The following is a 15,180-nucleotide window of genomic DNA, read 5'->3' as shown; positions in this document are numbered from 1 at the left end:
TTACAGCGTTTTCAGAGATCACGAGCATCCGTGTTACTGTCCAGTTTTATCGATATCATCCCATTGGCGTCGCGCCTGCTTCGAGCCAAAGATCTCGTTCCACGAATTCCGGAAGCCTGTGAATGGTGCAATCATTGCCTGTGGATCCGACATGGTTCCTCCAACCTGCACCGCGATGAATTCATTCTTAACCATATCGATGATGCTGCCCAATGGCCCAATATCAATTGCGTTCGGATTCTTTGTATACATCGTTAAATCCAGATTCATTTCAGGCAGGCCAATCTCGCCACTGCCACGCATTTCAAATCCTGCAGATGTAATTGCCAGCGAATCAACATATACCGTATCGCCATCAACAACATATCTAGCATTCGCAGAATCAAATGATTGTGCGGTTGGCAGCGTGAAGCTGGCAGCTTGTAATAACGCTAGCCCTAACGGTTGATTATAAAGCTTAGCATCTCTCACTTGCAGCATGCCACGACCGCATCGGCTTGATACATCCCCAAAGTTTTGTTCGATTAACAAGCTCGCAGAAAGTGTTCCTTCTTTGAACTCAGGCATCGGCAAATAAATCCCATTATCTGCGCCTTCATCATGAGCGATAATCTGACTATTAAATTCTTTAGGAGTAAGCACCGCATCAACATTCGCATCGTGAACCTTCACATCAAAGCGATAATCTCCTTCATCACCAAGCAGAATCTCGCCATCGCCAACAATGGTTCCGCCGTAAATATCTCCCCGCAATTTCCTCATAATCAACTGGTTGGTTGCCTCGCCACTGGTCATTTGCATCTCGAATGGTTGAACCAGTCTATCCATCACGAAGAATCGCTCAGCATCAAGTTGCAAGTCGACCCATGGGTAAGTTTGTCCACGATACCCAATCACTTTCACTTTGACATCGCCCTCATACCCTGTAATCGGCATGCCCAGCTTCGCCATCCCCCCCGTCATCTTGATGGTTGATTCAATCTCATATTTTGGCCGATCCGTGTTCTCATCCCGCACGATCAGCCGTCCATCTTCAACCTCATAGCTGCCATTGATCGAGTAATCATCGATCATTTCAACGATGTTTTCAGGCAACAATGCTCTCGTGGTCAAATCAATCGCAGCAGACTTAATCTTGAAATCAATAACTTCGTTTTCGTATTCCCCATACTCACGAATACCAGATACCTCGAACTCTCCATTTTTAAACTTACCACCAAGCTTATCAAAGATAGCCCGTTTTTCTTCTGCTCGAATCACGCCGCTCATATCAGTCAGTTCAAACCGATGTTTGTTGTAATCAAATGAAAGCTCATACGGCTTCAAGCTTACATCAACCGCTAACTTCTTCAGTTCATTTTTATTACTCACAGCTACATTCAAATCTGCCCGCCCCCCGAACTCGAATGTGTCAAATAACTCGCCTAATCCTTCTTTTGCTTCATCTGCTTCAGGTGGCAGCACACTCAACACTGCACGTTCAATTACAAGATCTCGAGCTTCAATATCAAACGCCATTTTTGCAGGTTTTTCAGACCAATCCACTTCACCATTGACTTCAACTTCGCCGCCCTCATGTGTGCCCTTGATATCTCTGAAAACTATTCCTTGCTGCGTCAGATCAGCTTGCCCACTCATATCTTTAATCAGATACCCGCTATCTAACGGGTTCAATTCCATCCCTTTAAAGCCCAGTTTAAACGTGAACGCAGGCTTTGCTGGCAGTTCAAACTTCACCAAACCTTCACCGTGAAGCATACCGCCCACACGCATGCGTTTGAGCCATTCGTTCTTGGACTCAGGTACTGAACTGACTAAATACGCATCACTTGGCACATTGAACTTGGTGATCCGAACATCAACATCAGCCTTGTTTTCAGGCTTTTTCGTGATCCGTCCATCAACCTCAATCTCACCGCCTGATAGCCCTGCGAACTTCAAATCTTTTAGCAACGTTCCCGTATCATCGACGATCACATGCCCGCCCAACGCAATCACGGGGTACGGCCAATGTTTAAACAATACACGACTACCACGCATCGCAATATCTGTTCTGATCTGCGGTTTCGCACCCTTCACACCCGGCCGATAGATATCAATATCCATATCCACCTTGCCACCTGGCTTAAAGACCGGAGCATCACCCGTCTCATCAGCGCTTAGACGGATCAGTCCATCCTTCGCGAGTTTATCTGCTGCCGGCATGAACACGAACTGACCGACCATTTTTCGATGTTTTTCTTTCATTGCATCAAAAATGCGTTGGTTGATCGGCATCTGGTCAACATGAACTTTCATCTGACTTTCAGCCGCAGGCCCCGGATTCTTGATCGTGCCATTAATCAGCACGTCCCCACCGTCCAATCCTTTACCTCGCACGTTCTGCAGCGTAATAAGGTTGCGTTCAAACAGAACTTCACCGCTGGCTTTCTCAAGTGGGAATTTAAATTTCTTGTACTCACCTCTTACATCCAGCAAATCTACAGTCCCGCGATAAGCAATATCTCCACCAGCTTCTTTTCTACTGATTCGCGCACTCGCTCTAAACAAACCACGCGGGGTAAACAGGCTGTACTGCTTCTGCACTTCAGGCGGCATGCCAAAAATAAATTCTGGGTCGTCTGCTACCTCAAATTTGTCCGTATTCAACCGCAATTCAAATGGAGCCGATGCTTCTAATCCATACATATCCCCCGTTATGCTGTAGCGTACATGCGTCATCTCGCCAGCCTGCAATTCGCCTGTCAGCCGTGAGATATGAACGCGGTCATTTTCGATCTGCATACGCAAATCAACCTGCGATAGCTTTGCAGGAAATTCTTCAAACGGGATCTTCACCTCACCATCCGTAAGCTCGACATCCGCAAACACACCCTTGATCGGCTCGTATCCGATCTTCATTGTCGGCACATCGCCCCTTAAACCTAATCTTTCCCACCAATTTCGAACATCCATCGGCAGGTACATGAGTTGCCGATGTTGGAACTCAAACCCCGACAAATTCACTAAAAAAGTTTGTTTCTCTAAATTGAATTCACCCTCAAACTTCGGTGCTTTTGTCTCTGGCCCCGCCATCTCTCTTAGTACAAAGTAATACCCATCTTCGTAACCTCTTTTTCGATTGATCCGCCCCTCGATCTCCATCTCTTCATTAACAACATACTCACCGCCTTCATAGACACCCAGAACAACCTTCGCATCTCGGATCGAAAGCACTGGAATACTTGTTGGCAATTCGCGTTGTTGACCCTCACCTTGGTCTTGATTGTCAGCCAGGATCTGAAAATTCATTAATCCCGAATCAAGATCTTCAGTAACGTAAACGGTTGGCTGCACGAGACGCACAGCTTCCGCTTGAAAGCTTCCTGTCAAAATTGACCAAATACTCGGGTCAATCTCCACTTCCTCCACCGACATCAAGCGACCAACCGCATCCTCACGCCCCGGTACACGGATATCTACATCCGACAATTCAATTCGCAAATCCTGTGTAATCGATGCTTCGCGGATCGTTGCTCTCGCCCCTGTTGCTTGCTCCAAAAACAATGTACAGATCCGCCCTAAGCGTTCTGGCCGTGTCAGATAAAACAGTGCGGAACCCAAGACCACCATGCACAGCAATACACCCCACAGAAATTTCTGCTTCCATCCACCTCGTTGCCTCAAGCTACCTTTTAGATTTCTTAGTTTTGACAAGCCAATGCCTCATTCATCACGAATTAATCCCCATGATTCCCTCAATCTCGCTTCCTGTAATTAATACCCTGTCTACCGCAGATTTATCGACCACATCCTGCGTCTGGCCGTCTCAGTGTTGCCCGCCATTCTAGGCGACAACCCCTTCTCGTGACAGGTTTACCTGCTTTTTCACCACCTCAGTTCTTCAAGTTCACCCGCAAGCTGCAATCCATTGCCAACCTTGATATCATCCACACTCAAGACCCAATTATTATCCTGAACACCCCAGGTTCTTACCTTTGGGGACTCGGAGACCACACGATGGAAACCAAGCCAGAAATTACTTTTGACGACTTCATGAAGATTGACCTCCGTGTTGCAACCATTCTTGAAGCTGAACTCCACCCCAATGCTGATCGTCTGATCAAGCTTCAGATCGATCTTGGTGAAGAAAAACGCCAGATTTGTGCTGGCATTAAAGGCCATTACGAGCCAGAAGAACTTGTTGGCAAGCAAATCATCGTCGTTGCCAATCTCGCACCACGTAAAATCCGCGGTGAAGAATCCAACGGCATGCTCCTCGCCGCTTCCGCAGGCGATGATGATGACCGTTCAGTTATCCTTCTCACTCCCGGCAAGCCGATCGCTCCAGGCTCATCCGTCGGATAATCGCAACCTACTCAACTTAATCTACGGCCCAAGCATCCTACTAGATCGCTTCAACCGTAAACATGACATATGTATCACAATAAACGACCGTAGAACCCCTAATACGACACAAAAAAACCCGCATAAAGCGGGTTTTTCTTTTTTGTCTTTCAATACAGTTACGACTTACGCCGCTTCGGCCTCGTCAGATACTTGATCTGCAGATTCCATGTCTTCTTCGTCACTTCTTTCTGGCACCCACTTCAAGCGTTCTGAGAGCATCTCAAAACTGATCACATTTGGCTCTTCACTCAAGAACAAGGTGTAGTTCATCGACCCTGCAGTTTCGATAAACTTACTCGCGTTTTGAATATACTCAGATTCCGTCATCAAGTTGTAATCATCGACACGGAACACAACAAGCGCCAACTTGGAATCGACATCAGCTTCGCCCATGCGATCCATTGCTGCAATATCTTTCAAGTCACCATTCTTGCCCGTATCACGAGCCGTCTTGTACATTGCATCAACAAGCAATTGACTCTTGCCAATGCCAGCAATCTCAGGTGTCTGATCTCCACCCGCAGCACTACGCATCTCAACGCGTGGTACGAGTCCTGTCTTCTTTACTTCAACTTTAGCCTGCTTTGCAACAGCCTCTAGCCCAGATTGCTTGGCAAGATCAAGCCATTGTGCTCGCTCATCTTTAAGCTTCTCAAACGCCATCTGTAACTTCGCATCAGTCTCAACTTGGGTTTTCACCAAATCAATCGACTCCGGTGCATGAGCTGCTTCCGCCGCAGTCAGACGGAAGATAAACATCGAACCATCAAACCCGATCATAATATCGCTCGGCACATTCTCCTGTAGATACAAAGCAATCAAAGGATTCGTTTCACTCGGATCGAGTTGCTTGGCACTCGCAACATACGTTGCAAACGGAGCATTCTGTTGACCACCCACGAAGCTCATCCCGATCCCCGGCAACTCCTGTACGCGATCAACTTCAATCCATTTCTCTCGTTGAGCATTGAATTGTTGAGGGCGAACCTTGAATTCACGGAAAATATCATCAGCGACAACACGCATCGGCTCGCCTTGATAATCATCACCTAAGTTGTAGTAGCCATTCACCTTCTTCACGCTCGCAAGCGGCTTCTGCAATTCAGCAAGCGCCGTCTTGGCAATCGTTTGGCCCAACTCAAAAGCTTTGTTACGTTTCATCTCGGTGATCAGCTGCTCACGAACCGCGCTATACGGCTGAATGCTGCCGCCTTCTTTAGGCTGCCCTTGCTCATCACGTTCCACGAAATTCGCTTCGTTTTTCTTATAGAACTCATACGCTTCCGCTTCTTCTACCGTCACTTGTTTCAAGCACTCGTCAATCGGAATGCTGATGTACTCAAGCTTCACACGATCTGCGATCTTGTATCCAAAACCAAACGGCTCGCTCTTGCCCGGCAAATCATTCTTATACTTTTCAAACAATGTATTCAGATCAGTCTCACTGGGTGCAGCCACATCTTCTAAGTAAAGATCAGCCGGTATCACAACCGCTTCGCCACCAACGCGTGCATTCTGATCTTGCAGAAAATGCTCCATCAACGGCTTGCTGACACGATACGGATCTTCACTTGAAAGCGCTGCCAACTGATACACGTACTGTGGCCCAACTTGCTGCCCAAACATTTGCTGATACGCATTCGCTGTGCCTACAAATTTCTGCAAGCGTGCGTAAACCGATTCATGTCCTTTACCCAGCACCAGCTCGGAGTACATCTCAGCAACGACCCAGCTCTTCACTGCATCCAGCACAACGCCTTCCTGCTGCTTCATCTGATTCGCGATCCGCTTCACGCCTGTCTCATCAATGCCGATGACATTCAACACCGTAAACGCTTCAGCATTACTCGCGCCAATGCCAAGCCGACCAGCATCGTACTGAATCATGTACCACAGCAAGCTGCGATCATAATCATTCTCAGCCTTCAGCATCGTCTGCGTCATAATGTACAACTGTGGTACGTAACGCTTCAGAATCTCAAGCTGATTAGAAGCATGACGAGTATCCATCACCGTGATATCTTCGCCATCCAGCGTTCCTTGCACAGGAATGCTCGGCCCGACCAACGACTGGAGTGAGCTACCCACCAAAAACGCGATCATCAGCAAACTGCCGCCGACCGCCAAAATAAACTTGTTGTAAATCCTAAAGAACTTAAACACTACAGCTATCTCCAGTTGCAGTTGTGGCTTGTGACCTGAGCAGCAATCGACGTGTGAATCACTCGTTACGCCGCAAATCTGTAATCGTCAGAAATAATCAATTCCTGAATTTGCTTCATAGACCTTACGGCCAACGTGTTCACAACGACCAAAATCGCTTTATTATGACCACTCAGTATATCGAACTTGCCCAAAAATATCACCGCCCAGTACCCCATTAAGCCATCCATTCCCCCCTAAACCATAAAAAAAGCCCACGATTCACTCGCAGGCTTGCTTGACTCACGTTCTTCTCGTCCAACCCACTCTCTTGCACCCCTATTACATCCTCATTTTCCCTTAGAATTGCAGCGGTGTTGCCGCCCAATTCGTTTGGCCGCCCAATCCGTCCGGAATCAATTGCACATTGAACAACTGCTCGTTATCCACAACGTCGAGGATCACATTCACCCTGAACACAAAGCGTGGCAGCTTTCTGTCCAAATTAACACCAATTCGCCGTGATTCATCATTATCCAAGTCCAACCGCTGCAAGAAATGCACCATGTATTTCGTCGCAAGCCTGTACGTAAAACCATACGTCAGCAGCCGGCTACTCAACACCGGAATCTCTTCGTAGTTCACAAACGTTCCAAACCGCGGCGTATGGTTGATCGTCCCATTCACACGCCACTGCACCACCTCATCAAACTCATTCCCCCAAGTCAGCTCACCCATCATCGCCACATTATCACTCACCATCCATAGCAATTCGCTATAGAAGTGACTCCCACCAATCGAATACTCCGGATGATAGTTGTAGTACCTCGGAATCCTGAACTCTGGGAATCCTTCATCCCATCGCTGTACATACCGAGCATCCCACATAATCCAATCCACATCCCGCCAACGCCCCGGCCCGCCACGCTTCGTCTGCAACGTATTTCTTGCACCAACCGCCACACCCGTACCTTGGTCAATTCGTTCAACGTCATAATCAAAGATTGGCAAATCCTGATCCTGAATCGTCGTTCCCACTGTCCAAATATTCATATAAGGCTCAAACACGTGACGAATACCATTCGTATTCAGCACCGGATTGCTCCGTGTTGTCCAAACCTTCGAAAACTCCGTATTAAGGCGGCCCCCGACCATCCCCCACAGCCTCACCGTATCGTTCGCACCATTCCCATCATTAAACTCTTCAAACGTCCTGTCGTACGCCGTCACGCGACCCACAACATAAGGCACAAAGTTCAACCATTCATTTATCTCCACAGGCATACTCAACTCATGCCGCGTATCAGCACGCAGCACATAGTTCGTCGGCACACCCAAACCCTCAATATAACTCTTAAACGTCTGGTTCGGCGGTATCCCGAAAATCTCCTCACTCGGCACCTGCTCAAAGCCGCGGCTTTCCGGCGTATCCGTTCCCGCCCTCACACGCATGCGGCTCAAACTCGATTGGCTATACCAATTCACCGTCTCATTAAACAACGTAAACGGAGCCGTCGTTGCCTGAATCTCTGGCAACTTGTCCACCACATATCCCGGTGCCTGCAAATACGTCAATTGAGGCGTAAAACTATTCAAATTCGTCTTCGCAACACCACTCACCAGCCAATTATCTTCATTCGTCTTTACATATCCACTCGCCTGATACTGCTGCGCTTCATACGCTTCTCTCGGGAAAAATTCCTCTAAGAACGTATTGTCAGAAACCCATGACGCCTGCAATGACAGCTCAATATTGTCCGGCAAATACTGCCTGTGCTTCCAAGTCTCAAACCCACGCGTATCACCACTACGATTCACATCTCGGCGCCCCTCACCTAAGACATCCTCACCACCATCAATCGGGATCATATAACTCTTGAATTCACCGTACATCGTCTCCGTGTCATAATCCGCATCCAATCCCAACGACAAATTATGTACACCCAAATACCCAAGCTTACCCACCGCATCAACATTCTCAGGCTTCTCCTTCCCGAAAAGCGAGAACATGTCCCAGCCCGTCTCAAAAAATAAACCAAATCGACTGTTAAAACCACCCCTCACATCACGCAACGGAACATCATAATACTCACCCGCTATGTACGGGAAATAAACCAATGGCGTCCCAAATACCTCGCCACGATTATGTTTCGATGCTAAGAAATACCGATCTGTACCACCCGGTGTTTCACGCCTGTCAATCGTCACCTCTCCCGCCGCAATCGCAAAGTGCGGTTCCCCAAACTCACTCGTTGTAAAACGCGCTTCCTCAGCATTCCAACTATTCGCACTAGTCTGCCTCAGCGCCTCCGCACGCACATACAACGGCAACTTCATCTGATCATCATACGTATACATCACCGCATCAAGCACCAACGCCTTATTCTCCATCAGATCGTAATAAACCCGCGGAGCTCGGATCGTATAATCACCATCACTTATCTGCACACTATTCTCAAGATAGATCCCCAAAATCCCCTTGCCCGCAAGCTCCCCGCCTACGCTCGCATTCACTTCGTCATCATCCCCGCCACGCAGCTTGTTCTCATCAATAATGATCACAGCCTTCTGTGCACGCAATGAAACCGACAAGCTTCTCGCATAGTCTTCATACGTCAGATCAACACCACCCAAGAACATTAATGCTCTCTGTCCCGAGCCCGGTTCCCCAATCTGTTGTGAGCTGAAAATCTTGATCGGCCCGTACGATAGCGATCCCTGCGCCGGTAAAATCGCTGGCTCAGGTGACGCCCCCTCTAACGCTCTGATCCGTTCTCTTCTTGCCGCCGCCACTTCCGGCTTCGCAATCGTCGCGATCTCACGATCTCCACTTTCAATCTCTTGTCTGCTGAGTACTTCATGCTCTAACTGTGCATTAGCCAATCGAATGAACTCTTTGTCTGCCTCCGAAATCTCCACACCCAATGCTTTGCGCCGCGCATTCCTGATCGCAAACTGCTCAGGGCTGAACACCGGCCGAAGTTTCGTTCTTTCCAACACCTGTTCTTGGCTCGCGTCATAACGCGCAAACCGCGTCTCCGCCTTCTCCACCAACTCACTTTTCTCAACACCTTCCTGCATCAAATCAGTCAGCAGCTTCATCTTCCCATATGAACTCACCGTCACCAGCAGTTTGCGTGCACTGGCAACCACTGGCCCATCCAAACTCCCCGGCACATTCCCCGGCGTCGCATGATCTAAATACACCGCAACGTGCTTAATCTCACGCCCCGGCAAGCTTTCCGTTGCCACCCTCACGACTGCACCCTTCGCCCGAAACGAATACGCGCCCACCCAAAATTTCACATCCTCCTCCAGCAGCAAAACCTGATTGCCACCTTCATTCCAGACCCGCGTTCGCTTCGCCGCCAGATTCACATCCAACGACAATACCGGCTCGCCTAATGGTGTGTTAGTCCTTACCCCATCAACGTACGGTGCTTCCAAATCACTAAATTGGCGTGCATCCAAATTCGTCGGCGCACCCAAGTCTTCCAACTCGCTGAACGATTCCTCATTTGGCTTCTTTTTCAGATCCCCCTCAACCTCATCAATCACACCTTCATATCGTCCCGGATCTTGCTGCGCATAGCAGATCTCCGCCAACTGTGGGGCGGTGACCATCAAACCTGCACTGCATAAACACATCCAAGCCGTTATATGCCGCTTTATCATCCTGACTGCGTCTCACTTCCTGCTGATTTCCTGAGCCAAACGTCCACGTCCCTTCCCCCACCATTTCTTTAATACACCTCAACCAAATACCCAGCCCGCCACTTCGCCAACAACCCAATCAAAACCTCATCAACACCCGCATCCATAGCTACTCAGACAAGCGACGATGTGATTCCGAAATCCTTATGGCACCTATCTTAAAAAAACCTAAGCAAAATAGATAATCCTTTCCGATTGCCCACAATCTATTTCTTCAGCAGCAATTTGCATCATGGCAATCAAACCGCGAAGCATGCTGAATTCTGATCATCCCAGCTTACCCTATAAAAACTCTTGCCGTAAATTCCCATCCCCACGTATCATGAACCAACCCATTCCAAAGCCCTCATCCCTCATTGAACCACTGCCCCTCCTAAACACATACCCGCCTCGCAAGAACTATAAAACACCTTGTTTTTCCGGGAAAAACAACATGCGTTCACGAACTCTTCGCAGACTATTGCTTTTCGTCGTTCCTTTGCTTTCGTGCGCGCCCCTCCTCGCAGCGCCTCAAGCAACATTACAAACAAATCAGCAGTTTTCCATCCACATGCCCGAGGAACGGCTCGAACGCATCGATCGTCTTGAATTCCCAACCTCCGACATCGAACAACTGCTTGTTTTTACCCCCATAATTCAGAAGCCGCAGTCAGATTCGCTAACTGAGCAGCAGCTATCTACTTCAGACATGCCGACGCTCACGAGAACGCAAACGCAGCAATTGATCGAATCAATGTCTGACCAGAAGTTTGGCTGCCGAATCTTTGATTTTAAGACCGAGAAATTTCAATCCGTCAGCCGATATCGCCGCGGTAACAAACTGAGACACAAAAAGTTATGGTCGTTGTTTCCTGATATGCCGCTGCCCGATTATTACCTTTCCGCCGTCAAAAACGCGCTTGCCTGGCAACTTCGTGCCGATCACCAACGACTCATACGAGTTGATACACCTCAAACCTTACGCACCTTTCAGAGTGAAGCTGCTCAAACCACCAACGATATATTGATCGACGATCCTGTCTTACCTCCGAACGCAACACACTATATTTTCAGTGTTTACGATTCACAGGACTTATTCAAACCCACTTTGATCAGCCGCTTTGAATTGCAGACCACCCTCACCAATCCTCAGATTACATTCTCAAATGACAGTGCATTCATCCTGACATTTGAAAACAGCAAACGTCTGGCAATGATCGAGTTACCGCAAGCGCCCCACATTGAACAAACCAACGTCAGCTACGATCGAATTTCTCGTGGGCAAAACCAAGTTGAACGTCTGGATTGGCCCGAGCCAGCCATGACGGTTGTCTCCTTCGAAAACGCACAACCCGAATTGCTCCATCAAGCGGAATCCAGAGAAAAACAGCCTCTGAAAGCTGAGGATATTTTCCAAGAAACCGCGCAATCCTCTGTCAATCAATCAGTTCCAAACAACCTTGCTAATGACTCAGTGCTTTCGCGTTTCTTCAGCGGGCAATTGCCGAGCCGTACGGTACTCACGAACACCGATTCAATCGCGATGGCGAGTCAGACTAATTTGCTCGAAGCGTCTGTGATTGTCGCTGAAAGTCATCAGCACGTAAGCTATGACCCATCAACCACCTACATGAGATTCACAAGCCTTGCTCCGCCCTTTGAACGCATCGGGATCATTGATCCGAAGATCACAACTCGGCGTATTTCAACGCGCAATGTGAAGTCCGTTGACCTCAGGTCGATTCATGGCCGATTTCTTGCCGCGACGATCGAGTACATGACTCCGCTGCACGCAAATAAGAAGCAGCTCATTATGCTGATCGATACACAACCCATTTCAAAGCGGCCAGAAGTGATCTGGGTTTCAGATTCGCAAGATGAACAAGTAAAAGTGGTTACGATCGATCAAACAGGGAGACGTGTGGCTTTCATTCGCGGCAACCGCATCGTTTTGGATCATCTCAAAGCGTATGAGTTGGTGGATGTGTCAGATGAGAGAGTGGGTGATGAAAAACCTGTGAAAAAACCGCGTGTCACAGAACCGTCTGACAAGGATCAGCCCATCGATATTCATGAAGATGCACGCCGCAGAGGTATGTTGCCCGTGCCAACGCGTTGATTTAATGACTTGATAATAAGTGATTTAAGCTAGGCTTTTGCTAATTCTCTTTGCGGATCAGTGTTGATCGGTGCAAGTTTGCCAGATCGGGTCCATGTGAGGACGTAGGCAGGGGGGATGTTATTGAAGATGACTTTGCGTTTTTGCATTTGCAAACCCATGTTTTTCATGCGTCTGCGGAATCGAATCGCAGTGGGAAGTGGGTAAGCATGCACATATTGAAACGTACGAAAGACCGTCCCAGGTTGCAGTAAGTCATTGAGCATACTGGTGATAGAGTCTTGCACTACGATGGGGAGTGAGGCAAATGGGAGACCGCAGACGATGCCGCCGATAGGTGGTAGTTTGGATTGGGAATGGTATGTGGGGAGGTGTTCCGCGGAGCCGTGCACGAAATTCATGTCAGGGAAGCGGTTACGGAGGATTTGGATGAAGTTCTCATCGCGCTCGATGCCGAGGTAGTGTGCGGGGCGGTTTTCGCGTTTAAAACGGTCGCTGAGTGCGTTGGTGAATGGGCCTGTGCCGGGCCCGAATTCCGCAATGGTATGTGTATCAGGGACTTGCAGGTCATCAACCATGGCTTTTGCGAGTGCGGGTGAGCTTGGAGCGATCGCGCCAACGTGCTTTGGATTGCGTATGAACGCGGCAAGGAATTTGATTTGATCGGAAAAAGCCATGCGGGAAGGATATAGGTGGGGTTTTGGAAAAGCAAGCTTGGCTGCGCGCACAGAATGGAAAAACTTAGGATTTATACTGATCAAAAATACGTTGGTTTTGCCCAAAGTTTGGTGAGAAGCGGGTAGAGAATGAGTCGAAGTGTCGCGTTATAACACAAAGACGCTGTGGATTGTGTCGGGAAAAGTCGCTTTTGTGCGCGCGTGAAGATTTTTTGTGACAAACGGCAGATTTGGCATGTGGCGTGCTGTTGGCACCAACGGGTTGCCGGGTGCTGATTTGGCAAGGCCGTGTTATGTTGTGGTTGGTGTGATGTTGTGCCAAAAATTGGACAAAGAAAGTGTAAAGGTTCGGGTTATGAATCGATTGATGTGTTTGCTTGTGTTGATTGCGATGGGTTTAAGTTTTGGTTCTGAGGTGTGTTGGGCGGATGAAGGGTTGGGTGGTGAAGATCGTGTTGGTGTGTATGAGAAGTTGGACTGGCTGGCGATTCCCAAGCCAGCGCGGGTGATCAGGATGATTCGGCCGAGCACACAGGGGGAGATTGTTGTGCAGCAAACATTGAGTGGATTGTTGGCTTTGCAGGGGCGAGAGCGCGGTGCGTCGTGGGATGGGTTATGGATCGAGTTTGGGATTGAGGTGTATGAGGAGTGGTTACAGATTTGGGCCGAGCGAACGGGGGCTGCGATTGAGGAAGGCGAGCAAAGTGTTTGGGATTTGATGCGGCGTTATCACGAAGCGGGTTTGGTGAAGGGGTATGTGCTGTATTCAGAAACAAAGACAGTAGCGACGGCAGAAGATGCTGGGGATTTGTCGGTGAATATTGCGACGGGGTTGTGCGGGGTTTTGAATGCGGTTGCGGTGGAGGCGGGTGATGAATCGCGGGTGAAAGCGATGGGTTTGCAGCGACTGGTGGATTGTCGGGATAAGGATATGGGTTGGTTGTATGAGCGGTATGGTGATTGGTTTGATCGAAAGTATTTGATGATGCTGCCGCCGGATCTGCATACGAGCCGGGCGATGGGAATTACGAGTAGAGCGATGATCGGTATTGATACAAATAAGGGAGGAATGCATGAAGCATTGAAGCGAGCGGAATCGGGTGGGATGATGTTTGGTTGGGGATTGAATGAGGAGAGTGTTTTTGTTGAGGCTTGTTCGAAGGTTGGTATGCGTGTGTCTGCGGCGAATCATTCGTTGAATATGCCGATTCTTGCGTCGGGGGCATTGAAGATTGAGGATGTATTGCGGGTTGATGAGGTTGAGCGTGCTGAGGCGGTTGTGGATGAGGCGGGGAAGCATTACGTGGCATTTATGATGAGTGATGGGGATAATTTGTGTTGGATGATGGGCGGGTTTACGTCGGATGAGAAATGGTATGGCGCGAAGAACCGGGGAGCGATCCCGTTTGGTTGGGGGATGTGTAGCCGCGATTTGCTTGAGGCGAGCCCGGCGGTATGGCGGCAGAATATTGAGCGATTAAAGGAGAATGAGACGGTGGTGGATCAGAATGGGGGCGGTTATTTTTATGTGGATCGTATGCCGCGCAAAGGGGTAGAGAAATTGGCGAAGCGTTTTGCTAAAACGTCGGCAGTGACGGGTGTTGAGCATGTGGGGTTGTTCTCACAGAGATGGGATTCCGAGGCGGCGAAGCGGAGTTATGAGATCTATGCGAAGGTGAATGCGGGGCTGAAGGGGATTTTTGCGGTGCAGTATTCGCCGTATGCGGCGGGGCAGGGTCGTGTGATTTTTGTTGGAGGTGAAGCAGGGGTTAAGAGGGGTATTAAAGAAGGGAAAGAGAGGGGGATTGTGCCGGTGTTGTCGTCGCTAACGTCGATATGGAAGTTGCCGTGGGAGAATGAGTATGAGGGGTCGCCGAAGCATGTGGCGAAGACGATTGAGGCGTGGGCATCGAAAAAGAAAAAGCGAGGATGGGAACGGTTTACTTGGGTGTCGGTGCATGCGTGGAGTGATTTTGGTGGTGGTGTTGCGGGGTATGAGGCGGCGGTGCGGTGTGCGGCGTTATTGGGTGATGATGTTGAGGTGGTGTCGCCGAGGCGTTTGGTTGAGATGTTGCGGGATGCGAAAAAGAGGGAGACGCGGTGAATGGGGTGGGTGAGATAATTTGGGAAATGGGGGACGCAGGACGATAAGGTAGGAGT

Annotated in this window: 7 protein-coding genes; 3 read left to right on the top strand and 4 right to left on the bottom strand. The window is 49.0% G+C overall.

The annotated features are described in order from the left end of the window. Nucleotides 1-33: 33 nt before the first annotated feature. Nucleotides 34-3,696: a hypothetical protein gene (locus KS4_RS12765; protein ID WP_145078736.1), complete on the bottom strand. Its 3,663-nt coding sequence runs from the start codon at nt 3,694-3,696 to the stop codon at nt 34-36. Nucleotides 3,697-3,999: 303 nt separating this feature from the next. Here KS4_RS12765 and metG point away from each other — a divergent pair, with 303 nt between their 5' ends. Next, the gene (metG, locus tag KS4_RS12760; RefSeq protein WP_145078733.1) at nt 4,000-4,347 is read left to right on the top strand and encodes a methionine--tRNA ligase subunit beta; all 348 of its coding nucleotides are present in this window, start codon (nt 4,000-4,002) and stop codon (nt 4,345-4,347) included. Nucleotides 4,348-4,512: 165 nt separating this feature from the next. Here metG and KS4_RS12755 read toward each other — a convergent pair whose 3' ends face one another. After that, nucleotides 4,513-6,552 (bottom strand): hypothetical protein, encoded by a 2,040-nt coding sequence (locus KS4_RS12755; RefSeq protein WP_145078729.1) that lies wholly within the window; start codon nt 6,550-6,552, stop codon nt 4,513-4,515. A 339-nt stretch (nt 6,553-6,891) separates the two neighbouring features. Beyond that, complete coding sequence (gene lptD, locus KS4_RS12750; RefSeq protein WP_200761230.1) at nt 6,892-10,155, bottom strand: LPS assembly protein LptD; 3,264 nt, start codon at nt 10,153-10,155, stop codon at nt 6,892-6,894. A 523-nt stretch (nt 10,156-10,678) separates the two neighbouring features. Between lptD and KS4_RS12745 the strand changes: the two genes are divergently transcribed. After that, the gene (locus tag KS4_RS12745; protein WP_145078724.1) at nt 10,679-12,343 is read left to right on the top strand and encodes a hypothetical protein; all 1,665 of its coding nucleotides are present in this window, start codon (nt 10,679-10,681) and stop codon (nt 12,341-12,343) included. 29 nt (nt 12,344-12,372) lie between these two features. Here KS4_RS12745 and KS4_RS12740 read toward each other — a convergent pair whose 3' ends face one another. Then, nucleotides 12,373-13,020 carry a class I SAM-dependent methyltransferase gene (locus tag KS4_RS12740; protein WP_145078721.1) on the bottom strand — a complete coding sequence of 216 codons (648 nt, stop codon included), beginning with the start codon at nt 13,018-13,020 and terminating at the stop codon, nt 12,373-12,375. Nucleotides 13,021-13,234: 214 nt separating this feature from the next. Here KS4_RS12740 and KS4_RS12735 point away from each other — a divergent pair, with 214 nt between their 5' ends. Continuing rightward, nucleotides 13,235-15,124 (top strand): GxGYxYP domain-containing protein, encoded by a 1,890-nt coding sequence (locus KS4_RS12735; RefSeq protein ID WP_145078718.1) that lies wholly within the window; start codon nt 13,235-13,237, stop codon nt 15,122-15,124. Nucleotides 15,125-15,180 lie beyond the last annotated feature (56 nt).

The sequence above is a fragment of the Poriferisphaera corsica genome (assembly GCF_007747445.1).
GTDB lineage: Bacteria > Planctomycetota > Phycisphaerae > Phycisphaerales > Phycisphaeraceae > Poriferisphaera > Poriferisphaera corsica.
The sequence above is the reverse complement of the archived record's forward strand: the minus strand, read 5'-3'. Positions and strand labels throughout refer to the sequence as shown.